This window comes from Arthrobacter sp. 10L424 (assembly GCF_056395325.1).
Window position 1 is genome coordinate 433,938 of sequence record NZ_JBFTJH010000001.1, and the last position, 22,904, is coordinate 456,841.

19 protein-coding genes are annotated in these 22,904 nt (G+C 68.0%); 16 read left to right on the plus strand and 3 right to left on the minus strand.

The window, feature by feature from the left end:
* Positions 1 to 66: 66 nt before the first annotated feature.
* From AC1DC5_RS02085 to tsaD, 6 genes are all read left to right on the plus strand, one after another.
* On the plus strand, positions 67 to 1,158 hold the full coding sequence (locus tag AC1DC5_RS02085; RefSeq protein ID WP_441404393.1) for a PfkB family carbohydrate kinase: 1,092 nt from the start codon (positions 67 to 69) through the stop codon (positions 1,156 to 1,158).
* Between the two features lie 100 nt (positions 1,159 to 1,258).
* Positions 1,259 to 2,479 carry an alanine racemase gene (gene alr / locus AC1DC5_RS02090; protein WP_441404394.1) on the plus strand — a complete coding sequence of 407 codons (1,221 nt, stop codon included), beginning with the start codon at positions 1,259 to 1,261 and terminating at the stop codon, positions 2,477 to 2,479.
* Positions 2,476 to 3,111: a tRNA (adenosine(37)-N6)-threonylcarbamoyltransferase complex ATPase subunit type 1 TsaE gene (gene tsaE / locus AC1DC5_RS02095; protein ID WP_476864019.1), complete on the plus strand. Its 636-nt coding sequence runs from the start codon at positions 2,476 to 2,478 to the stop codon at positions 3,109 to 3,111. The genes alr and tsaE overlap by 4 nt, the downstream gene beginning before the upstream one ends.
* A complete protein-coding gene (gene tsaB, locus AC1DC5_RS02100; protein WP_441404396.1) occupies positions 3,111 to 3,782 on the plus strand; it encodes a tRNA (adenosine(37)-N6)-threonylcarbamoyltransferase complex dimerization subunit type 1 TsaB in 672 nt (223 codons plus the stop codon). The genes tsaE and tsaB overlap by 1 nt, the downstream gene beginning before the upstream one ends.
* 89 nt (positions 3,783 to 3,871) lie before the next feature.
* On the plus strand, positions 3,872 to 4,354 hold the full coding sequence (rimI, locus tag AC1DC5_RS02105) for a ribosomal protein S18-alanine N-acetyltransferase (RefSeq protein ID WP_441404397.1): 483 nt from the start codon (positions 3,872 to 3,874) through the stop codon (positions 4,352 to 4,354).
* Positions 4,351 to 5,484, plus strand: a complete 1,134-nt coding sequence (gene tsaD / locus AC1DC5_RS02110; RefSeq protein WP_441404398.1) for a tRNA (adenosine(37)-N6)-threonylcarbamoyltransferase complex transferase subunit TsaD — start codon at positions 4,351 to 4,353, stop codon at positions 5,482 to 5,484. The genes rimI and tsaD overlap by 4 nt, the downstream gene beginning before the upstream one ends.
* Positions 5,485 to 5,511: 27 nt before the next feature.
* Here tsaD and AC1DC5_RS02115 read toward each other — a convergent pair whose 3' ends face one another.
* A complete protein-coding gene (locus AC1DC5_RS02115) occupies positions 5,512 to 6,663 on the minus strand; it encodes a glutamate--cysteine ligase (RefSeq protein WP_441404399.1) in 1,152 nt (383 codons plus the stop codon).
* Between the two features lie 230 nt (positions 6,664 to 6,893).
* On the opposite strand from AC1DC5_RS02115, the gene AC1DC5_RS02120 reads away from it, so the two are divergent.
* Positions 6,894 to 7,715, plus strand: a complete 822-nt coding sequence (locus AC1DC5_RS02120) for a shikimate 5-dehydrogenase (protein WP_476864020.1) — start codon at positions 6,894 to 6,896, stop codon at positions 7,713 to 7,715.
* A 25-nt stretch (positions 7,716 to 7,740) separates the two neighbouring features.
* On the opposite strand, the gene AC1DC5_RS02125 is transcribed toward AC1DC5_RS02120, so the two are convergent.
* On the minus strand, positions 7,741 to 8,961 hold the full coding sequence (locus AC1DC5_RS02125) for a THUMP-like domain-containing protein (protein ID WP_441404401.1): 1,221 nt from the start codon (positions 8,959 to 8,961) through the stop codon (positions 7,741 to 7,743).
* 57 nt (positions 8,962 to 9,018) lie between these two features.
* Here AC1DC5_RS02125 and AC1DC5_RS02130 point away from each other — a divergent pair, with 57 nt between their 5' ends.
* From AC1DC5_RS02130 to groL, 3 genes are all read left to right on the plus strand, one after another.
* The gene (locus AC1DC5_RS02130) at positions 9,019 to 9,450 is read left to right on the plus strand and encodes a hypothetical protein (RefSeq protein ID WP_441404402.1); all 432 of its coding nucleotides are present in this window, start codon (positions 9,019 to 9,021) and stop codon (positions 9,448 to 9,450) included.
* A gap of 433 nt (positions 9,451 to 9,883) precedes the next feature.
* Complete coding sequence (gene groES, locus AC1DC5_RS02135) at positions 9,884 to 10,180, plus strand: co-chaperone GroES (RefSeq protein WP_018773735.1); 297 nt, start codon at positions 9,884 to 9,886, stop codon at positions 10,178 to 10,180.
* Positions 10,181 to 10,260: 80 nt separating this feature from the next.
* A complete protein-coding gene (gene groL, locus AC1DC5_RS02140; protein ID WP_441404403.1) occupies positions 10,261 to 11,871 on the plus strand; it encodes a chaperonin GroEL in 1,611 nt (536 codons plus the stop codon).
* A 110-nt stretch (positions 11,872 to 11,981) separates the two neighbouring features.
* On the opposite strand, the gene AC1DC5_RS02145 is transcribed toward groL, so the two are convergent.
* The gene (locus AC1DC5_RS02145; protein WP_441404404.1) at positions 11,982 to 12,950 is read right to left on the minus strand and encodes a DUF389 domain-containing protein; all 969 of its coding nucleotides are present in this window, start codon (positions 12,948 to 12,950) and stop codon (positions 11,982 to 11,984) included.
* Between the two features lie 147 nt (positions 12,951 to 13,097).
* Between AC1DC5_RS02145 and AC1DC5_RS02150 the strand changes: the two genes are divergently transcribed.
* The 6 genes from AC1DC5_RS02150 to AC1DC5_RS02175 all read left to right on the plus strand — a co-directional run bounded on the left by AC1DC5_RS02150 (position 13,098) and on the right by AC1DC5_RS02175 (position 22,849).
* A complete protein-coding gene (locus AC1DC5_RS02150; RefSeq protein WP_476864021.1) occupies positions 13,098 to 15,176 on the plus strand; it encodes an acyltransferase family protein in 2,079 nt (692 codons plus the stop codon).
* A 177-nt stretch (positions 15,177 to 15,353) separates the two neighbouring features.
* On the plus strand, positions 15,354 to 16,865 hold the full coding sequence (guaB, locus tag AC1DC5_RS02155) for an IMP dehydrogenase (protein WP_441404406.1): 1,512 nt from the start codon (positions 15,354 to 15,356) through the stop codon (positions 16,863 to 16,865).
* Between the two features lie 331 nt (positions 16,866 to 17,196).
* A complete protein-coding gene (locus AC1DC5_RS02160; protein ID WP_441404407.1) occupies positions 17,197 to 18,549 on the plus strand; it encodes a hypothetical protein in 1,353 nt (450 codons plus the stop codon).
* 109 nt (positions 18,550 to 18,658) lie between these two features.
* Positions 18,659 to 19,069 carry a hypothetical protein gene (locus AC1DC5_RS02165; RefSeq protein WP_476864022.1) on the plus strand — a complete coding sequence of 137 codons (411 nt, stop codon included), beginning with the start codon at positions 18,659 to 18,661 and terminating at the stop codon, positions 19,067 to 19,069.
* Positions 19,070 to 19,132: 63 nt separating this feature from the next.
* Complete coding sequence (locus AC1DC5_RS02170; protein WP_476864023.1) at positions 19,133 to 20,974, plus strand: ABC transporter ATP-binding protein; 1,842 nt, start codon at positions 19,133 to 19,135, stop codon at positions 20,972 to 20,974.
* Positions 20,975 to 21,712: 738 nt separating this feature from the next.
* Positions 21,713 to 22,849, plus strand: coding sequence for a GuaB3 family IMP dehydrogenase-related protein (locus tag AC1DC5_RS02175; protein WP_441404411.1), 1,137 nt, complete (start codon positions 21,713 to 21,715; stop codon positions 22,847 to 22,849).
* Positions 22,850 to 22,904 lie beyond the last annotated feature (55 nt).

Consider the following 22,904-nt stretch of genomic DNA (forward strand, 5'->3'; position numbering starts at 1 on the left):
CAGTGGCCGTTCCTGGCCCGCGCGGATGCCTTTCCAGCGGTACTGGGACGGCGTAATGTGCCATACATGGACGCGATGCCGACGCGGCGTTTTGACCCGCTTTCCGCCGTCCGGACCCCGACGGCGGATGGTTTCGACCTGCTGCTGACCGGGACCGTCTTCCAGGACATCATCTTCACCGGCCTGCCGCACGCCCCGGTCGCGGGGACGGAGATCTGGAGCGACGGGATGGGCAGCTGCCCCGGCGGCGTGGCCAACCAGGCCATTGCCGCGGCCCGGCTGGGGCTGCGGACCGGGCTGGCGGCCGCGTTCGGCGACGACGGCTACGGCGACTACAACTGGAAGATCCTGGCCGGACAGGAACACGTGGACCTGTCGCTGTCCCGGCGCGTGCCAGGCTGGCACTCGCCGGTCACGGTGTCCCTCAGCGTGGAGCAAGACCGGTCCATGGTGACGCACGGCCATCCTGCTCCGGTGAGTTCCAGCGACCTGGTCGGCTGCCCTCCGCCGGCGCTCGCCGCCGTCGCCGAGCTCGGTGAGGCGCTGGAACCGTGGGCGATCGACGCGTACAAGGCCGGGGTCCGGCTGTTCGGCGACGTCGGCTGGGATCCCACCGGCGTCTGGTCCTCCGCCCGGCTCGACAACCTGCAGTACTTCCACGCCTTTATGCCGAACCAGCACGAGGCGATGTCCTTCACCGGGAATGATAATCCGTGGGCGGCGCTCTACGCCCTGGCGGACAAAGTGCCGGTCGCCGTCGTGACCCTGGGGGCGCAAGGGGCGATGGCCGTGGACTCCGAAACAGGCGAGGAGGAGTGGGTGCCGTCGCTGCCGGTGTCCGCCTATGATCCGACCGGGGCGGGCGACTGTTTCGGGGCGGCCTTCATCGTCGGCTGCCTGGCCGGCTGGCCGCTCGGCGACCGGCTGCGGTTCGCCAATCTCTGTGCCGCCCTGGCCGTGCAGGAGGTCGGCGGATCACTGGCCGCACCCGGCTGGGGGGATATCGCCGACTGGTGGCAGCGGGCCAACGCCCGGAAGGAACGCCAGAGCAGCCAGTGGCTTCGGCGCTACAGCTTCCTCGAGGACATCGTCCGTGACGTTCCGCCGGAAGCGCAGCGGCGGGCGACGGCGACCATCGCGCACCTTTCGGACGCGTAGCCGGCGCGTTGGTACGGCTCCCTGTCCCCCGGGGAGGGGAGGGAGGCTGCAGATGGAACCAGAATTAAGCCCTCTGCGCTGCCACCCCTAGAATCGTTAAGTGACTTACCCAGCAGCAACAGGTGACTTCCGGCCCGTCCCGGAGGCTCCGCCAGCCTATGCCGAGGAACGCTCGGCAGTTATCGACCTCGAAGCCATCCGGCACAATGTCCGCCGCCTGGCGGCCGTGGCGTCGCCGGCCCAGGTGATGGCAGTGGTCAAAGCCGACGCCTACGGCCACGGCGCCGTTCCCGTGGCCCGTGCGGCTCTCGGCGCCGGCGCCAACTGGCTGGGGACCGCCCACATTTCCGAGGCCCTTGCCCTTCGCGCCGCCGGCATCGAGGCGCCCCTGCTGGCCTGGCTGCACACCCCGGAGAGCAACTTCGCCGCCGCCGTGGCCGCCGGAATCGACATCGGCTGCTCGGGCTGGGAACTGGAACGCATCGTTGCGGCCGCCCGCGAGCAGGAACGGCCGGCCCGCGTGCACCTCAAGGTGGACACCGGGCTGGGCCGCAACGGCGCCACCCTGGACGCCTGGGACGGGCTCGTCGGCGAAGCCATGGAATACCAGGACCAGGGCCTGCTGCGCGTGGTCGGGATCTTCTCCCACCTGGCCGTCGCGGACGAACCCGAGCGCCCGGAAACCGACGACCAGCTGGAGGCCTTCCGCGAAGCCCTCGCCATCGCCCAGGACGCCGGCGTGGACCCCGAGGTGCGGCACCTCGCCAACACCCCGGCCACCCTGTCCCGGCCGGACACCCACTTTGACCTGGTCCGCGTGGGGCTGGGCCTCTACGGGTTGTCGCCGTTCGAGGGGCAGAGTTCGGAAGAGCTGGGCCTGCGTCCCGCCATGACGGTCCGCACGGTTGTTTCGCACTGCAAGGATGTCCCTGCCGGCCAGGGCGTCTCCTACGGGCTGAACTACCGCACGGGCAGCACCAGCACGCTGGGGCTGATCCCGCTGGGCTACGCCGACGGCGTCCCGCGGATCGCCACCGGAGGGCCCGTCCGCGTGGACGGCGTGAACTACCCCGTGGTGGGCCGCATCGCGATGGACCAGATGGTGATCGACCTCGGCCCGCTCAACGTTTCCGCCGGCGGGCACAGCGTCCTCGGCGCCGAAGCCGTGCTGTTTGGCAACGGCGACGACGGCGGGCCCACCGCAGAGGACTGGGCCCGGGCAGCCGGCACCAACAACTACGAGATCGTCACGCGGATCAGCCCGAGGGTGCCGCGCCGCTACATCAATGAAGAACTGCCGAGCGACGAGTCCCGGCCGTGAGCGCTGCGGCCTGGGAACGGACCCTGGGCGTCCGGACCGCGGATGAAACCCACGCCCTCGCGGCGGGACTCGGCGCCCAGCTCCGGGCCGGGGACCTGCTGGTCCTGACCGGCGAACTGGGAGCAGGGAAAACCACCTTCACCCAGGGCCTCGGGGAAGGCCTGGGCGTCCGGGCCGGCATCATCTCGCCGACGTTCGTGTTGGTCCGCATCCACCCCAACCTGCCCGACGGTCCCCGGCCGGGCGGCCCGGACCTGGTGCATGTGGACGCGTACCGGCTGGGGTCGGCCTCGGAAATCGACGATATCGATCTGGAAAACACCATGGACAGTGCCGTGACCGTGGTGGAGTGGGGCTGCGGCCGGGTGGAGCACCTGAGCGACAGCCGGCTCGAGGTGGAGCTGCTCCGCAGTCTGGGCGGCGGCACCCACGCCCCGGAAGCCCACAGCCCGGAAAACACCCACGACACGGGAGCGGCACAGGACCCCGACGTGCTCGATTTCGACACCGACGACGACGACGAGCCGCGCACGATTGTGGTCCGCGGCTTCGGTCCGCGCTGGGTGGACCCGCCCGTGTTCCCTGCGCCCGCGGGGAACGACCCCCTGCCTTACCCACTGGAAGAGAACTGATGCTGATCCTCGCCATCGACACCTCGGCCGTGGCCAGCGCCGCGCTGGTCTCCGATGACACCCCGGAATCCCTCGTGGGCAGTTTCTCTACCCAGGACACCCGGAGCCACGCCGAAGTGCTGGCCCCGGGGATTGAGGCGCTCCTCGCGGAGGCAGGCGTGCGCGGCGCCGACGTCGACGCGGTGGTCACCGGCGTGGGTCCTGGCCCGTTCACGGGCCTGCGCTCGGGCATCGTCACGGCCCGCACTCTCTCCTTCGTCTGGGGCAAACCGCTCCACGGCCTTATGAGCCTGGATGCCATCGCCCTGGAGGTGGCTGAGTCCACGGACGCGGCTCCGGAGTTCATCGTCGCCACGGATGCGCGGCGCAAAGAGGTCTACTGGGCCCGGTACGTCCTCAGCGGCGGCCAGTTGCCGCAGCTGCTGGACGGCCCGCACGTCGGCTTCGCAGCGGACCTCCCCGAGCTTCCGGTCTACGGCGCGGGCGCCGGCCTCTATGCCGACGTCGTCAAGGCAGTCCCCGGGTTCAGCTCCCGCCAGCCGGAGGCGCTCTCGCTGGGCCAGTTCGCCCTGGCGCGGCTCGCGGCGGGGGAGCAGTTGCTCGGATCCACACCGCTTTACCTGCGCGAGTCAGATGCCCAGGTGCCCGGCCCGCGGAAGAGGGCACTGTGAACACCGGGCCCGCAGGAAATAACACAGGAAATAACACAGGACAGGACACCGGGCGGGCCCGGCTGCCCGGCGGGGTGACGCTGCGGGAGATGACCGCAGCGGACATTCCCGCCGTCCATGAGCTGGAGCGCAGGCTGTTCCCGGTGGACGCGTGGCCGCTGCAAATGTTCGTCACCGAGCTGGCGCATTCAGAAACCCGGCGCTACGTCGTGGCCGAACTGACCGGGCAGATTGTGGGCTACGCCGGGCTGATGTGCATCCGGCCGATCGCGGACGTCCAGACCATCGCCGTCGTGCCGGAGCAGGAAGGCAAGGGAATCGGCTCCGCGCTGCTCACCGAACTCATCCGGGAAAGCCTGCTGCGCCGCGCCGAGGACGTGCTCCTGGAAGTCCGGGCCGACAACCCCCGCGCCCAGCAGCTCTACCGCCGCTACGGGTTCGAACAGATCCACGTCCGCCGCCGCTACTACCGCGACGGCGTCGACGCGCTGATCATGCGCCTCCGGCTCAGCGCCCCCGAACCAGACACAGCCGAACCCGCCCCGACGCCCAGGGAAGCAGACCGCCCATGAACGACACCCAGCACGACGGGCCGCTGGTCCTCGGCATCGAATCCTCGTGTGACGAGACCGGCGTCGGAATTGTCCGCGGGACGCAGCTGCTGACCAACACGGTGTCCTCGTCGATGGAGGAACATGTCAGGTTCGGCGGCGTGATCCCCGAGATCGCCTCGCGCGCACACCTGGACGCCTTCGTTCCCACGCTCCGCGAAGCCCTGGCCGAGGCAGGGGTGACACTGGAGGACGTCGACGCGATCGCCGTGACGTCCGGTCCAGGGCTCGCCGGAGCCCTGATGGTTGGTGTCTGCGCGGCCAAGGCGCTCGCCGTCGCCACCGGCAAACCGCTGTACGCCATCAACCACCTCGTCGCGCACGTCGGCGTCGGGCTGCTCCGGACGGACGACGGCGGCCCGCAGGCCCTCACCGGCTTCCCGCCGGGAGCTGCACTGCAGGGGAACGCATTGCCGGATAACCTGGGCGCCCTGCTGGTCTCCGGCGGACACACCGAAATCCTGCGGATCCGCAGCATCACCGACGACGTCGAGCTGCTCGGCTCCACGATCGACGACGCCGCCGGCGAGGCCTACGACAAGGTGGCCCGGCTCCTGGGCCTGGGCTACCCGGGCGGCCCGGCGATCGACAAGCTGGCACGGACCGGCAACGCGAAGGCGATCCGGTTCCCGCGCGGACTCAGCCAGCCCAAATACATGGGGACCGCTGACGAACCCGGCCCGCACCGCTACGACTGGTCCTTCAGCGGACTCAAGACCGCCGTCGCGCGGTGCGTGGAGCAGTTCGAGGCCCGCGGCGAGACTGTGCCCGTGGCGGACATCGCCGCGGCCTTCCAGGAAGCCGTGGTGGACGTCATTACGTCCAAGGCGGTGCTGGCCTGCCGGGAGAACGGCATCACCGAACTGCTGCTGGGCGGCGGGGTGGCGGCGAACTCACGGCTGCGCCAGCTCACGGAACAGCGCTGCAGCGCGGCAGGGATCCGGCTGACCGTTCCGCCGCTGGCGCTGTGCACTGACAACGGCGCCATGGTCGCGGCCCTCGGCGCCCAGCTGGTGATGGCAGGGATCGCGCCGAGCGGCATCGGCTTCGCGCCGGATTCTTCGATGCCGGTCACCACCGTCTCGGCCTGACGCGGGCCGGCGAAGGGGCGGCCCGGTCTAGGCTTCGGGGCCCTTGCGCATCTGCTGGACCAGGTCCAGGACGACGGCGCGCAGGTCGCCGCCGTGCTCCGCCGCCACGCGCCGCTGCCGCTGGTACCCGGCGCCGCGCTCGATGATCTTCAGGACGTCTGCCAGCTCGGCGGCGCAGCCCAGTTTCACGGCGACGGGTTCCAGCCGCGCGACGGTCTCGCGGATGTGGTCCGTGACGAGCTGCTCATTGCCCGCGGCGTCGAGGATGATGATGGCGTCGAGACCGTAGCGGGCCGCACGCCATTTGTTCTCCTGCACATGCCAGGGCGGCATGGTGGGAATCGTGCCGCCGTTGTCCAGCGTGGTGGAGAACTCGTCGACGAGGCATTGGGTCAGCGCGGCGATGGCGCCGATTTCCTCCAGCGAGGCCAGACCGTCGCAGATGCGCATCTCGATGGTGCCGAAATGCGGGACCGGCCGGATGTCCCAGCGGATCTCCGAGAGCGAGTCGATCACTCCGGTGGTGAACATGTCCTGGGCGTAGGCCTCGAAGTCCTCCCAGGTGGCGAACTGGAACGGCAGACCGGCCGTGGGGAGCTGCTGGAACATCAGGGCCCGCTGCGAGGCGTATCCGGTGTCCTCGCCACCCCAGAACGGGCTGGACGCGGACAGCGCCTGGAACTGCGGGAAGTAGTTCACCAGGCCGTCCAGAACGGGAAGCACCTTGTCCCGGCTGTCCAGGCCCACGTGCACGTGCACGCCGTAGATCACCATCTGGCGGCCCCACCACTGCGTCCGGTCAATGAGCTTGGCGTAGCGCTCCTTGTCCGTCACCGGCTGGAGCTGCGGGGGGCTGAACGGGTGGCTGCCCGCGCAAAAGACCTCGACGCCCATGGGATCGGTGACATCACGGACGGCGGCGAGGGAACTGCTCAGGTCCGCCTTTGCCTCGGCCACGGTGTTGCAGATGCCGGTGACGAGCTCCACCGTGTTCAGCAGCAGCTCCTGCTTGATGTGCGGGTGCTCGTCGTCTTCGTTCAGTTCGGGATGCTTCGCGGCGACACCGCGGAGGACCTCCTTGGCCACGGAGGCAAGCTCGCCGGTTTCCGCGTCAACAAGGGCGAGTTCCCATTCCACACCAAGAGTTGATTGCCTGGATGAAGCGAAATCAATCTTCATGTGGTCCCTTCATTGTTTAGCTGTCGTTTTTCCCCGCCGGGGCCGGCAACGTCACGGGCGGATTCGCCGGACAGTTGGGGAGGCAAGAGTGGTCCAAGTCTAGTGCAGGGGGCGCATCGAGCCGGCGGGCAGAGTGCACCGAAAACGTGAAAGTGTTCACAAAGCCGTCGGATGGGGGCGCAGCGCCCGCGCACCAGCCCTTCCCTCCCCGCCTGGCGTTTAATGGAGGGGTGCCCATCCTGAATAAAGACATGACCCTGTGCATCTCACTCTCGGCCCGGCCGAGCAACAACGGGACGCGCTTCCACAACCACCTGTATGAACAGCTCGGCCTGAACTGGATCTACAAGGCCTTCGCCCCGACAGACCTCGCCCAGGCGATCGCCGGCGTGCGCGGGCTCGGAATCCGCGGCTGCGCCGTGTCGATGCCGTACAAGGAAGACGTCATCGCCCTCGTGGATGTGATGGACCCCTCCGCGAAGGCCATCGACTCGGTCAACACGATCGTCAACGACGGCGGCACACTCACCGCCTACAACACCGACTACACGGCGATCGAGCAGCTGCTGGCCCGCAACAGTGTGCCCTCCTCGTACTCGGTCCTGCTGAAGGGTGCCGGCGGCATGGCCAAGGCCACCGCGGCCGCGCTGCGCGACGCCGGCTTCCGGAACGTCACCGTGATCGCGCGCAACGAGGAAACGGGTCGGGCGCTCGCCGGGCTCTACGGCTTTGCCTGGCGCGCCGACGTCGATTCGTCCGCGGCCGCCGACCTGATCATCAACGTGACCCCTGTCGGTATGGCGGGAGGCCCCGAGGCCGACTCCCTGTCCTTCCCCCCGGAGGCAGTGGACGCCGCGAAGGTGGTCTTCGACGTCGTCGCGCTCCCGGCCGAGACCCCGCTGATCAAGGCCGCCCGGGCGGCCGGCAAAACCGTGATCACCGGCGCCGAAGTCGCCACCATCCAGGCGCTGGAGCAGTTTGTGCTGTATACCGGGATCCGGCCCAGCGACGAACGGGTCCGGGCAGCCGAGGACTTCATGCGGGCCCAGTAGCCCGCCGGAATCCGGAGAACCAGCCCTAGACCGGTTCCACCGAAACGGCCACCCGCTCCTCGCCGATCCTGGTGAGGACCAGGGTGGCCGTTTTCCTGCCCTTGTTCTTTCCGCCGCCCGGGAGGAGCTGTTTGCGGAGCTCTTCCGGGGTGACCGACGTGCCGCGCTTCTTGATATCCAGGACTCCGATGCCCTGGTCCTTGACCCAGGCCTTGAGTGCCTTGACGTTGTAGGGCATCACGTCCAGCACCTTGTAGGCCCGGGCGAAGGGCGTGTCGCGCAGTTCCGGGGCGCAGATGTAGGCGATGTGCTCGTCCACGAGGTGCCCGCCCAGCTGGAGCGCGACGTCCGCCACCAGCCCGGCGCGGATGACGGCGCCGTCGGGCTCATACAGGTATCCCTCGACGGGCCCCACCGGGGCGGCCGGGCCGCCGTCGAAGTCCTCAGAACTGGTGAGCTCCGCCGCCCCGGCGGGGCCGAGCAGGAGGGCCGCCCGCCGGATCCCCGGACGCCGGACCGCGTTGAACCACAACGCCACTTCGGTGACGTCCCCGCCAACGGACACCCACTGGGCTTCGCAGCCCTTGGGGACAGAGTCGTGCGGCATGCCCGGGCCCATCTTCACGCCCACGGCCAGGCCGGCGCCGGCCAGCGACTCAACGAAGGACAGCGGCGGGGAGAAGTCCTCCGGATCCCAGATCCGCTTGGTGCCCGAGGTGGAGGTGGTGCGGCGCGCCGGATCCAGCCAGACTCCGTCCATTGCGTCGAGGGGCACCGTCGTCGCATCGGCATGGACCACTGTGGCGTTCCGGAAGGGGATCAGGTTCATCGTGGCGCAGGCCGCCGTCGTCTCATCCATTTCCACCGCCGTAACGGTCAGGTCCAGCGAGGCGAGCGCCATGGCGTCGGCGCCGAGGCCGCAGCCGAGATCAGCCACGTGCTGCACGCCGGCCTCCGCGAAGCGCTGCGCGTGCCGGGCCGCCACGGTAAGCCGGGTGGCCTGCTCCAGGCCCGCCTGGGTGAAGATCATCTGCCGGGCGAACTCGCCGAACTTGGCTTCCGCCTTGGTTCGGAGCCGGGACTGGGTGAGTACGGCGGAGACGAGTTCGGGGGAGTGGCCGGCCTTCCGGAGGGAGGCGTTGAGGCGGAACGCCTCGTCCTCCCGGTACGGGCCCAGCGACGCCAGCAGCTCCCAGCCTTCGGGGTTAAGGAGCGGGGCTATCTGGTCCTGCGGTGCGTCAGCCATGGTCACAAGCCTAGTTCAGGGCGCCGGTGGGGCCGTGCGCCCGATAGGCTTGACGGCATGGATGACAGCGGCGCAGCAAACGACGGCACGGACGAAAACTACCGGGAGGTCGACGCCGCACAGCAGGACGCCGACGGCGGCCGTCCCGCCCGCCAGGGGCTCGCCCGCTACGCCCGGCCGGCACTGATCGCCGGAGCCGTCATCGCGGTCGTCTGCGCGGCGCTGCTGGTCATCATCTTCTTCCTGGACTCCTTCAACGCCACCGTCTATTCGGTCGGCGGCAAGGACGTTACGGACGCCACCGACGAGGCGAAGTCCATCCGCGAGAGCTACGCCGCGGCCCGCATCGGCGGCATCGTTTTCCTGATCACCGGAATTGTCCTGGCTGCGGCGGGAGGCCTGGTGCTGTACCGGCACCGCAACGAGCCGGGCCCGGACGACGAGGACAACGGCGAGGACGTGGACTTCGAGGACCTCGGCGGCCGGTAGTCACCAACGCCTGCTGGACATGCCCCGCTCCCGTCATTCCGGGTGAACATGTCCCTCCGCGAAGCCCTTGAACCGCGGGGCATGTCAATTGCTTGGCGCGGGCAGGGGGCATGATGCCAATGTGTCCATCGGCCGCAACAAGGTATGGACATGTCCCTCTGCGCAGCCCGCGAAAAATGGGCATGTCCCTCTGACGGTCCCGAACAAACCGGCATGTCCACCGGGTAAAAGCGTTCACCGGGAACGAACTTCTGGCACTCACCTTGACCGAGTGCTAACTACTTACATAGAGTCGTCATTAGCACTCTCCCTAGGAGGGTGCTAACACCTGAAGCTTGACAGCCAGGCTGCTGCCGGCACCGCGACGACGGTCTGTACGCCTGGGCACCACAGCTTTAAAGTCCACGAATTTGCTGACGAATAGGAGAGGTCCTTGTCGGTCTCTATTAAGCCTCTTGAGGATCGTATTGTTGTCCGCCCGCTCGAAGCCGAGCAGACCACGGCTTCCGGCCTGGTTATCCCGGACTCCGCGCAGGAAAAGCCGCAGGAAGGCGAAGTTGTTGCAGTAGGCCCCGGCCGCTTTGACGACAACGGCAACCGCGTTCCCATCGATGTTGCCGTTGGCGACGTCGTCATCTACTCCAAGTACGGTGGAACCGAAGTCAAGACCGGCGGCACCGAGTACCTCGTGCTCTCCGCCCGCGACGTTCTCGCGATCGTCGTAAAGTAACTCTCTTGGACCCCGTGCAGCAGACCCTTTCGCATTGAATGGATCAGTTGCGCGGGGTTCTGTCTTGAAAGGACAAAACCATGGCAAAGCAGCTTGCGTTTAACGACGCTGCCCGCCGGTCGCTTGAAGCCGGCATCGATAAGCTCGCCAACACGGTCAAGGTGACGCTCGGCCCGCGCGGCCGCAACGTCGTGCTGGACAAGAAGTGGGGCGCCCCCACGATCACCAACGACGGCGTCACCATCGCCCGTGAAGTCGAGCTGGACGACCCGTACGAGAACCTTGGCGCGCAGCTTGCCAAGGAGGTCGCCACCAAGACCAACGACGTTGCCGGCGACGGCACCACCACCGCTACGGTGCTGGCCCAGGCCCTCGTCAAGGAAGGCCTCCGCAACGTTGCGGCCGGCGCCGCCCCGGGCCAGATTAAGCGCGGCATCGAGGTCTCTGTCGAGGCCGTCGCCGCCCGCCTGCTCGAAAACGCCCGCCCGGTCGAAGGCACCCAGGTCGCCAACGTCGCCTCCATCTCCGCCCAGAGCGACGAGGTCGGCGAGCTCCTGGCCGAGGCATTCGGCAAGGTCGGCAAGGATGGTGTGATCACCATCGAGGAATCCTCCACCACGCAGACCGAACTGGTCCTCACCGAGGGCATGCAGTTCGACAAGGGCTACCTGTCCCCGTACTTCGTCACCGACGCGGAACGCCAGGAAGCAGTCCTCGAAGACGCGCTGATCCTGATCAACCAGGGCAAGATTTCTTCCGTCCAGGACTTCCTGCCGCTGCTGGAGAAGGCGCTGCAGAGCTCCAAGCCGCTGTTCATCATTGCCGAAGACGTTGACGGCGAGGCTCTGTCCACGCTGATCGTCAACCGCATCCGCGGCACCCTGAACGTTGTTGCCGTCAAGGCGCCGGGCTTCGGCGACCGCCGCAAGGCCATGCTGCAGGACATCGCCACCCTTACCGGTGCGCAGGTTGTCTCGCCGGAACTGGGCCTCAGCCTGGACACGGTCGGCCTCGAGGTGCTGGGTACTGCCCGGCGCATCACGGTGACCAAGGACAACACCACCATCGTTGACGGCGCCGGATCGGCCGAGGACGTCGCAGCCCGGGTTTCCCAGCTGCGCGCCGAGCTGACCCGCACCGATTCCGACTGGGACAAGGAAAAGCTGCAGGAACGCCTGGCCAAGCTGGCCGGCGGCATCGGCGTGATCAAGGTTGGCGCTGCCACCGAGGTCGAGCTGAAGGAAAAGAAGCACCGCATCGAGGACGCCGTGTCCTCGACCCGCGCTGCCCTTGAAGAAGGCATCGTTGCCGGCGGCGGCTCCGCCCTCATCCACGCCCTCAAGGCGCTCGACGAGGACCCGGCTGTCCAGGCACTCGAAGGCGACGCTGCCGCTGCTGTTGGCATCGTCCGCCGGGCGCTGACCCAGCCGCTGCGCTGGATCGCCCAGAACGCCGGCTTCGACGGCTATGTCGTCGTCGCCAAGGTGGCCGAATCGGCTGTCAACCAGGGCTTCAACGCCAAGAGTGGCGTCTACGAAGACCTGATCGCGGCCGGCGTCATCGACCCCGTGAAGGTAACGCGTGCGGCCCTCCGCAACGCGGCTTCCATCGCGGCACTGGTGCTCACCACGGAAACCCTCGTGGTCGAGAAGCCGGCTGACGAAGACGCGCACGCGGGCCACAGCCACTAGCTCCAAGCCGCTGCAGTCCAGGCCGGTCCGGCGTCAGCCGGGCCGGCCTTTGCTGTGCCCGCCCGGGTGTGCGCCGGCCTGCCCCGTCCTGCCCCAGGAGGGCCGGGTGCCTAGCGCTGCGCCCGCGGTGTCTTGCGCCTCAGGCGCACCGCCGCGGCGTCGGGCAGCCGTTTGGTGACGAGGCGGTAGAAGACCAGCACGGCAACGGCCGCCGCCACGATGCCCACCAGGTTCAGGGCCAGTTGAAGGGCGGAACCCGCCGCTTTCTCATACTCGCCCAGCACCAGCGCGACGGCCACGAATCCGGCGGCGGGGACCGTCGTCACGGAAATGAAGACGCCGGTCAGGGCGGCGGAGCGCCCGGTGATCACGGACAGCATTCCGGCGATGCCGGCCAGCACGGCGACGATCAGCGAGTACGGACCCGGGTGGTAGATAAAGTCTGCTGCCGAGCCCCGGTCCAGGACATCGGCGGGGAAGAGGCCCAGCGGGACGGAGAGCCAGGCCGTGAAAGCCGCTGCCAGCATGGCGACGGGGAATCCGACGCCGAGGGCGAGCGCGGCGCGCCGGCCCAGGCTCCATTGCCGCCGCACGAGCGCCACGGCCAGCGCCGCCAGCGGGCCGAACTCAGGACCCACAGCCATCGCTCCGACGATCAGAATTGTCGAGTCCGTGACGATGCCGATGGCCACCAGCTGGGTCGCCAGGATGAGGAAGGCAAGGAAGCTCCACGTCAGCCGCGAGTCTTCGCCCGTCTGCCGGGACACCTCGTCCCAGATCACGGCGTCCGCGCCTTCGCCGGGCGCGTCGGCGCTGGCCTTGTCCGCCCGGTCGGAGAGCACCAGCTCCGGCATGGTGACCGAGATCGACCCCTGCTCCTGGACATTCAGGAGATGGAGCTTCTCCACCAGCCGCTCCACGGACTCCCGCGCCAGCAGGACATGGATGACATCCCCCGGAGGGAGAACGGACGCGCCCGGCTGGCGGGACACCTCGGCGACGCCAACCACGTCGGTGGAGCAGTTCACTACGGCGTCGGACAACTCTTCCGGGACACAAATGCGCAGTTGTGCGATCACGATGCGGCCTCCTCTGGCTCGTTACAGGGTAGCCGCCGGAACCGCTGAACACGGGCGGAGAGGAGGCCCCCTCGCCGCCGTGATTGGCCAGACAAATTACGGTTCGGTAACATTGACGTTTTGGAAACCTGCCTGAAGGGGCTTCTTGTGTCGAACGAGCGAACAACGGCCGGCCCGCAGGCAGCGGACCCGGGTTCCGAGGTACGCGCAAAAGCAGGCTACCGGCCCGAGGTCCAGGGCCTCCGAGCCCTCGCAGTCCTCATGGTGGTCACTTACCACGTGTGGCTCGGCCGGGTCTCCGGCGGCGTCGACATCTTCCTGCTGATCTCGGCCTTCCTGATGACCCTCAGCTTCGCCCGCAAGGTCGAAAGCGGCAAGCCCCTGCGTCTGGCGGGCCACTGGCTTCACCTGCTCAAGCGGCTGTTGCCGGCCGTCGTCGTCGTGATCCTTGGCGTCCTGGTCGGGACCCGGCTGGTCCTGCCCCAGAGCCGCTGGCCGGACGTGCTGGACCAGGCGTGGGCCTCACTGTTCTACCGGCAGAACTGGCTTCTCGCGGACACCGCCGTCGACTACTACGCGCAGGACCACGCAGGGGCCAGCCCGCTGCAGCACTTTTGGTCGCTGTCCATCCAGGGCCAGGTTTTCCTGCTCTGGCCGCTCGTGTTCGCCGGCGCAGCCGTGCTCCTGCGCCTCCTCCGCCGGACCCCGGTCGGCCGCAGGGTGAGCTACGCCGCCCTCCTGGCCGCGGCTTTCGGTGCGATTTTCGTTGTATCTCTCGCGTTTTCCATCGACCAGACCGTCACGAACCAGTCCTACGCCTACTTCGATACCCGGACCCGGCTCTGGGAATTCGCCCTCGGCTCGCTGCTGGCGCTTGCGCTGCCGCACCTTCGGCCCGGCAAAGCGCTGCGGGTGGCCCTCGGCTGGGCGGGTCTCGCCGCGATGCTCTCCTGCGGTCTGCTGCTGACCGTGGACCGCTCCTTCCCCGGCTTCATTGCGCTGTGGCCGACGCTGGCCGCCGCCGCCATCATCGTGGCCGGACAGAGCGGCAGCCGCTTCGGCGTGGACCGTTTCCTGACCTGGAAGCCGCTGGTGAAGCTCGGCGACAACTCCTACGCCCTGTACCTCTGGCACTGGCCGCTCCTGGTGCTGGCCCTCGCCGGGACGGGCATCACCAACCCGAACCTGGTCCAGGGCCTCGCAATTGTTTCCGCGTCGATCGTGCTCGCCGTGCTGACCACCCGGTTTGTGGAGAAGCCGCTGCGCGACTGGCACTGGCCCCAGCGCCGCGTCTGGCGCACCGCCGTCGTGATCGCAGCATGCGGCGCCCTGCTGGCCGGGCCGGTGTCCGTATGGCAGAGCAAGATGATGGCGGATGAGGCCGTTGCCGCCGCGCAGCCGAGGGAACTGACCCCCGGCGCGGCCGCCCTGGCCCCCGAAAATGCCGGCAAGCCGACGCCGGAGGCCAAGATCATCCCGGCTCCCGTGGCCATGAAGAACGAGTGGGCCGACATCGACGGGCTGTGCACCGACGGAAACGTCCCCGGCGACCCGCTGCTCGCGGGCTGCCTGCAGAACAGCCGGCCGGACAAGGTCACCAAACGCATCGTGGTGCTCGGTGACTCCCACGCCCAGCAGTACATGGCCGCGCTCGGCCCGATCGCCCGCAGCCACGGCTGGGAAGTCGTCGCCCTCCTGAAGGGCAACTGCCGCTTCGGCGGGGAGTCCCCGGAAAGGGACGCCGAATGCAACGCCTTCAACAAGGCCAGCGCCCAGTACGTCCTGGACCACCGGCCCGACGCGGTGTTCACCGTCGCCTCACTGACGCACAAAGACGCGCCCTTTGAGACCGAGGTGCCGCAATACCTCGAAGGCATCGAGCCCTTCACCGCCGCCGGCATGGACGTGGTCGGCATCCGCGACAACCCCCGCTTCAACATGAACATGCCCGAATGTGTCCAGAAGAACGGGCCCGACGCCGTCAAGTGCAACGTTCCGCTGCAGGAGTCCCTTGCCGAGTCTTCACCTCTGGACGCGTACCGCGGGAAGGTTCCGCGTCTGCACCTGATGGACCTCAGCGACTTCATCTGCGCCGATGGGATCTGCCCGGCCGTGGTCGGAAATGTGTACGTCTACAAGGACGACAACCATCTGACCAAGACCTATGTCCAGACCATGATCCCCATGTTCGAACAGCGGCTGCTGAAGGCCACCGGCTGGACGTGACGGGGCGGCGTCACCGGGCCGGTGCCGTTGCTCACATTAGCGCCCCGGAATATGGGGATCGGCGCCAAGGTTCTACTATTTATTCAACACTTCTGCACAGGCCATGCCCGTAATGACGGGCTGGTCATCTGTTGCAATCCCTACCCGTAACCCGTACCCAAGGTAAGAGGCGCACTCATGACCCAGCCCGAACACAATCCCTTCGGCTTCATCGGACTGACGTACGACGACGTCCTGCTGCTGCCCGGCCACACCGACGTGATCCCCTCCGAGGCCGACACTTCCTCCCGGATCTCCAAGCGCATCTCGGTCCAGACCCCGCTGCTCTCCGCCGCGATGGACACGGTCACCGAGTCGCGGATGGCGATCGCCATGGCGCGCCAGGGCGGCCTCGGCGTCGTGCACCGCAACCTTTCCATCGCCGACCAGGCGGACCAGGTGGATCGGGTCAAGCGCAGCGAATCCGGCATGATCACCAACCCGCTCACCATCGGCCCCGAGGCCACGCTCGCCGAGCTGGACGAGATCTGCTCGCACTACCGCGTCTCCGGCCTGCCGGTCGTGGACGAGGGCATGCGGCTCCTGGGCATCGTCACCAACCGCGACACGCGCTTCGTGCCGGAAACCGACTTCCCGATCCGGCTTGTCAGCGACGTCATGACCAAGATGCCCCTCGTCACCGGGCACGTCGGCATCAGCCGCGAGGAAGCCTCGCACAAGCTGGCCACCAACAAGATCGAAAAGCTCCCGCTCGTGGACGAGCAGGGCCGGCTCAAGGGCCTCATCACCACCAAGGACTTCACCAAAGCCGAGCAGTACCCGCTGGCCACCAAGGACGAAGAAGGCCGCCTGCGCGTCGGTGCTGCCATCGGATTCTTCGGCGACGGCTGGGAGCGGGCCATGGCCCTGATCGACGCCGGCGTGGACGCGCTCTTCGTGGACACCGCCAACGGCCACTCCCAGGGTGTGCTCGACATGATCCGCCGGCTGAAGTCCGATCCCGTGGCGGCGCACGTGGACATCATCGGCGGCCAGGCCGCCACCCGCGAAGGCGCCCAGGCGCTCATCGATGCCGGTGCCGACGGCATCAAGGTCGGTGTGGGGCCGGGCTCCATCTGCACCACCCGCGTGGTCGCCGGCGTCGGTGTCCCGCAGATCACCGCCATCTACGAGTCCGCCAAGGCAGCCATTCCCGCCGGCGTGCCGCTGATCGCCGACGGCGGACTGCAGTACTCGGGCGACATCGGCAAGGCCCTGGTTGCCGGCGCAGACACCGTGATGCTTGGCTCCCTCCTCGCCGGCTGCGACGAGTCCCCGGGCGATCTGATCTTCGTCAACGGCAAGCAGTTCAAGCTCTACCGCGGCATGGGGTCCCTCGGCGCCATGCAGACCCGCGGCAAAAACACCTCCTACTCCAAAGACCGGTACTTCCAGGCCGACGTCTCCGGCGATGACAAGCTCATCCCCGAAGGCATCGAGGGCCGGGTGGCCTACCGCGGACCCCTGGCCTCGGTGGCCTACCAGCTGGTGGGCGGCCTCCGCCAGACCATGTTCTACACCGGCGCCCCGACCGTGCCCGAGCTCAAGGCCCGCGGCAAGTTCGTTCGGATCACGGCGGCCGGCCTGAAGGAATCCCACCCGCATGACATCCAGATGACCGTGGAGGCACCGAACTACGGTTCGCGCTAATCCCCGAGGCCTCCCTGACCTTGCTTCGCTGCGGTCAGGGAACCCGGGCGCCGGGGGCCCCAGCCGCTCCCTAACCTCGCAAGTCCGCACCGGCTCCCAACCCTCGCAAGCTCGGTTCGGGGCCCTCGCCGGAGCGGCTCCACGGCCAGGAACCCTGCGGGCGTGGCCCCAGCGCTGACACGCGACACACAGGCCATGGGGATCTCTCCCCATGGCCTGTCGGCGTCTGTGCAAGGTAGCCTCGAGGCTGGCCGTTGGTTCCGGGACTCCCGGACCGCGGAAAAGTGGCGCGGACAGCGGCACGGCGGCGCAGACTGCAGGGGGACAGCACGTGGCTAGTGGATTTCAGGGGGCGGACCCTGCCCAGCTCCGGCGGCTCGGCGCCCAAATGGGTGCGTCCGGCCGGACGCTGCTGGCACAGCTGGGCACGCTGGGGGCCGGCGTTGCCCAGGCACCGTGGCCAGGCCCCGACGCCGAACGGTTCCGGCACGACTGGCAGTCCAGCCACAGCAGAGCGTTGCGCCAGGCCGCCGCTTTCCTGGCCGCAGCGGGCGAGGAGCTGGTCCGCAACGCCGCGGAGCAGGAACAGGCCAGCCGGTCCGGCGGTGCCGGAACGGCAGCGGGCGCACACTCGACGGCGCCTGCCACTCCGCAACCTGCCGACCTCGACGGAAAGACGCCTGCGCAGATCCGGTCCTGGTGGGACGGGCTCGCCGCGGAGCAGCGCACGGCGTTTATTGCCGAGCATCCTGTCCTGGCCGGAAACACCAATGGCATCCCGTTCGAGGACCGCGTCCGCGCCAACGCCATCAATGCCCAGCACCGGATCGACTGGCTCCGCAGATCCGACCCGGAGCCCGAATTCAATCCGTTGATCATGGCGGCAGGGTATCCGGCCATGTACGTAAAGGAACACGAGGCGTGGGAGGCGCGGCAAGCGGGGAAGGATTACTTGCAGAGCGTAGTTGACGGAAAGGTCAAGCTCGCCGCCTACGACCCGGCGCACAGCGCGATTGTGGAAATGGTCGGCGACTACGACGCCGACACCACGACCGTCGTCACCTATGTGCCAGGAACCCGGACCAACGAGCAGTCGTTCTATGGCGGCGGCCCGCAATCCGTAGCCCAATGGCTGGTTGGTTCGGACCCAACGGAGGGCACAGTCGCTTTCGTCTACAAAGGATCCGAATTTCCCGACGGCGGCTTTGCCGAAGCCTTCTTCGACGAAGCCAAGAGCGACGATTTCGTGGCCGCGTCGGCCCCCGTGCTGCGGGATTTCCAGGCAGCCGTCGAGCTGGAGAAACCGGCCGGAGCGCAGGCAGTTGCCGTCGGCCACAGCTGGGGATTGCGGAACGTCACCGGATCCGAGGTCGCCGGCGCCCGCTACGACAAGGTCATCGCCCTGTCCGGAGCCGCGATGCCGCCGGGCTGGACAGCAGACCCAAGCACCCGGTACTCCAGCTACACGTACCCTGACATCCTGTTAACTGCGGAGCGCAGCGGAGTTGTGGGAGACAACTACCCCATGAAGGAGCCCGCCTTTGAGAAGCATGTGTACGCCCCGCCGGGAGGCAGCAACTGGCAGGAGGCCTACAGCATTGACAACCACAGCCTCATCGCCACGACGGATCCGTTCAATGCACCGGCCCTGGAAGACGTCCGAAATGAGATCCGTGCGCGGTAGCGGCCGGGTGACCGCCGGGGCCCGTCTTTGGTGCGGGGCCCTTGCCGTCAGCCTGTGCCTTGTCCTGTCAGCCTGCGGAGCAGGATCCGGAACACAAGAGAGCGAATCGATGACACCCATAACGTTGGAAACCGCCAAGTCCAAGCTCCTGGCCGTGCAGCACGAGATCATCGGGATGGTGCCGGCCGACGTTGTCGTCTCCGTGTTCGAAAACGACACCTCCAGCCTGATGCCCTGCCGGGGCGAGCAGAAGAAGTGGGTGGGGACCGGGCAGGTCGAGCTGCTGCCGGGCCTGGACCGGACGAAGTTCCTGGACGAAGTCCGGGATTCCCTCTCCGGCCGGTCGGGCTGGTCCGCGACGGACGGCACGGACAACGACGGTAATCGCCGGGTGGAGCTCCTCCATGAAGACGGCACGCAGTTGCTGGTGTCCGTCTGGGACGGCCCGGAGAGCCTTCAGGTCGGCAGCTTCAGCGCGTGCTTCGAGTTCCCGGAATACCAATACGGCGAGAAGTACTAGGCGGTCGGGGCGGCAGCGAAACCCTGCCTGCCCCGCGTCGGCGGCCCCAACTAGGCTGGAGGCATGTCCGAACTCCTACCCGCGCGTGAGCCGAAGCGGAAACTGGCGCTGAGGCCCTACGCCCGGGCGGTGGCCCAGGTGCTGCGCGTCAGCTTCCGGGCCTCGCCCGCCGCCGTCGTGATGAAGGTCGTGGGCTCGCTGATCTCGGCGCTGCTGCCGCTCGTCACCACCTACTTCGCCGCGCTCACCACCACGGCCCTCGCAGCCGCATATGCGGGCAACGCCGAGGCAGGGCAGCAGGCCATTGTCTACGTCGTCATCACGGCGGCACTGGGACTGTTCTGGGGCGCCTTCAGCAGCGTCGACCGGTACATCCAGCAACTCATGAGCTTCAAGGTCGGCGCGATCGTGGGGGACCTGATGTACGAGCGGTTCCTGGCCCTCGATTTCTGGCGCTACGACGACAAGGAAACGGTGGACCTGTACGACCGGGCCAAGCGCTTCTCCGATTCCTACGCCCGCGTCCTGGACCGGATCGCCGCCATTTTCACCCAGCTGGTCTCGGTGATCCTCGCGATCGGCGCGCTGATGCTGGTCAGCTGGTGGATCGCCGTGATCGTCCTCGTGGCGATCGTGCCCAGCGTCTACCTGCAGTTCAAGCTCTCCCGTGAACAGATCGCGCACTGGAACACGCAGGTGGACTCGCGCCGGCAGCGGCGGATGATCGAAACCAACCTCCTGCGGCCCCAGCACATCGCCGAAATGCGCCTCTACGGAATCGTCGGCTACCTGATGGGGCTGCGGTCACGGCTCCGGGACGCGGATGAACGGAGGCGGCTGGACTTCCAGAAGCGCTACATCCCCAAGCAGCTCGCCGCGGATGCCCTGCAGTACGGGGCCGAGGTTGTGTCGCTGATCTGGGTGGTCGGCCAGATTATCGTCCACGCGCAGCCTGTGGGGCAGTTCCTCTACGTCCAGCAGATCGTCAGCCGGGCCTTGTCCACGGCCAACAGCCTGGTCTCCTCGCTCAGCTCGATCGACGAGGACCTCGCCAACCTCAAGGACTACGAGCTGTTCATGGCGCTGCCGGTCCACTCCGACCACGCCCCGCCCCTGCTGCAGGCGCCCAGGACGGTGGAGCTGCGGGACATCCGCTTCACCTACACGGGCAGCGAGCTTGAGGTCATCAAGGGCATTTCACTGACCATCCGCGAGGGCCAGCACGTCGCGGTCGTGGGGGAGAACGGCGCCGGCAAGTCCACCCTCGTCCGGATCCTCGCCGGGCTCTACCGCCCGGACTCCGGGCAGGTGATGCTCGACGGCGTCGACCTCGCCGCCGTCGACGTGAAGTCCTGGCACCGCCATTTGGCGGTGCTCAGCCAGGAGTTCCTGAAATACGAGTTCGCCACCGCCGCGGAGAACATTCTCTTCGGCGACGTCGAATCACCGCGCGACGACGAACGGATCCGCCGCTCCGCCGCCGACGCGGAGGCCCTGGAGTTCATCAACAAACTGCCCAACGGCTTGGACAACCACGTCAGCAACTGGATGGAGGACCCGCGCGGACGGAAGGGGAGCGGGCTGTCCGGCGGGCAGTGGCAGCGGCTGGCGATGGCACGGAACTTCTACCGCAGCGCCTCCTTCATGGTCATGGACGAACCGACGTCGGCCATCGACGCCCTAGCGGAACACCGGATCTTCACCCGGCTCTTCGCCGAACGCAGCAGCACCATCATCGCGATCAGCCACCGCCTCGCCACCATCGAGAAGGCGGACATCGTCTACATGCTCGAGGACGGACGGATCGTGGAGCAGGGCACCCACAAGGAGCTGGTGGCCCTGCGCGGCCGCTACTTCCGGATGTTCGAGTCCCAGCTCGCCGTGGACGACGCCGAAGGCATTTGAGGCGTCCACGGCTTCAGCTCCGGGAGGGGAACTCTTCGCATCGGCGGTCGACTCCACCACGGTGGTCCGGACCCGCGCCAGGCTTGGTTCCGGGGGAACGCTGCTGAAACCAAAAGTGACTCCCGGCCGGATGGCAGTCAGGGACCCGGCGTCTCCGCCGTCCCAGCCGACACTCGCCGAGTCGATGCTGTGAAGATCGGTCACGCCGTAGTACTCCTGCCGTCCGCCTCTAGCGGCACCCGCGGTGCGAACGCCCGGGCTGAGCCGGGACGCGAGCGGGTTGACGGCCCGCAGCCAATCAGGATGCACAGCGACCGGCCGGGGGACCAGCCGTGCGATGCTGCCCAGCCGGGTCCGCGCGCCGATGGCGGCGCGGATCCGGAGTGGACCGGCGTCAACCCTGAGCTGGTGCGCGGCGTGGGACGCGGCGACGTCGAGCACGCGGGTCTCGTCAAAGTTGTAGACCGCGGCGATGAAGTCGGCCACCTCAGCGGTCGGGGCGAGCAGGATCCGGTGGCCGGAAGGCAGCTCCACCATGGCGTCGGCGAACGGTCCGAAGGGGGACTGCTGCCAGAGACCCACCACAGCCCGCAAACCGGACGCCGTCCCGATCCCGGCAATGTGGCCGTCGAAGACCCACCGTTTCCTCATCCCGCCAGACTACTGGCCGCTGCGCCACTGCCGTCACGCGGGACCGCCTCCGGCGGTGACGGGCGCTCGCTGGGATAACCTAGAGCAGTGACTTACGAGATTGAGATTGGCCGAGGCAAGCGTGGGCGCCGTGCCTACTCCCTGGATGACATTGCGATCGTCCCCAACCGACGGACGCGTGATCCCAAGGATGTGTCCGTCGCGTGGCAGATCGATGCCTACAAGTTCGACATGCCGGTCATCGCCGCTCCCATGGATTCGGCCATGTCGCCGGAGACCGTCATCGCCCTGGGCCGCCTCGGCGGGCTCGGCGTCCTGGACCTGGAGGGCCTCTGGACCCGCTACGAGGACCCGCAGACCGTGCTGGACCAAATCGCTGCGCTCCAGGACGAAACCAACAGCCCGGCCGTCACCCGCCGGATGCAGGAGCTCTACCAGGCCCCGATCCAGCCGGAACTGATCACCTCCAGGCTCGCCGAGATCCGCGCCGCCGGCGTCACGGTGGCGGGCTCCCTCACCCCGCAGCGGACCCAGGAACACTACAAGACCGTCGTGGCCGCCGGCGTCGACATCTTCGTGATCCGCGGCACCACCGTCTCGGCCGAGCACGTCTCGAAAGACCACGAGCCGCTCAACCTCAAGCAGTTCATCTACGAACTCGACGTCCCCGTGATCGTCGGCGGGGCCGCGGGATACACCCCGGCGCTGCACCTCATGCGCACCGGTGCCGCCGGCGTGCTGGTCGGCTTCGGCGGCGGCGCCACGAGCACCACCCGCCGCGCCCTGGGCATCCACTCGCCCATGGCCTCCGCCATCTCCGACGTCGCCGCCGCCCGGCGCGACTATATGGATGAGTCCGGCGGCCGCTACGTCCACGTGATCGCCGACGGCGGCATGGGCTCCTCCGGTGACATCGTCAAGGCCATCGCCATGGGCGCCGACGCCGTGATGCTAGGCAGCGCCCTCGCCCGCGCCGAAGAAGCCCCGGGCAAGGGCTGGCACTGGGGCCAGGAGGCGCACCACCTTGAACTTCCCCGCGGTGACAGGGTCAACGTCGGCACCGTCGGACCGCTCGAGGAGGTCCTCTTCGGACCCGGCCACCACACCAACGGAACCGCCAACCTGATCGGTGCGCTGCGCCGTTCCATGGCGACCACCGGGTACTCGGACCTGAAGGAATTCCAGCGCGTCGACGTCGTCGTGTCGCCTTACGCCGGAAACTGACGCCCCCTGCCCATCCGGGGAAGTTGGAAGTAGTGTGGTGCACTACGAGCTTTGA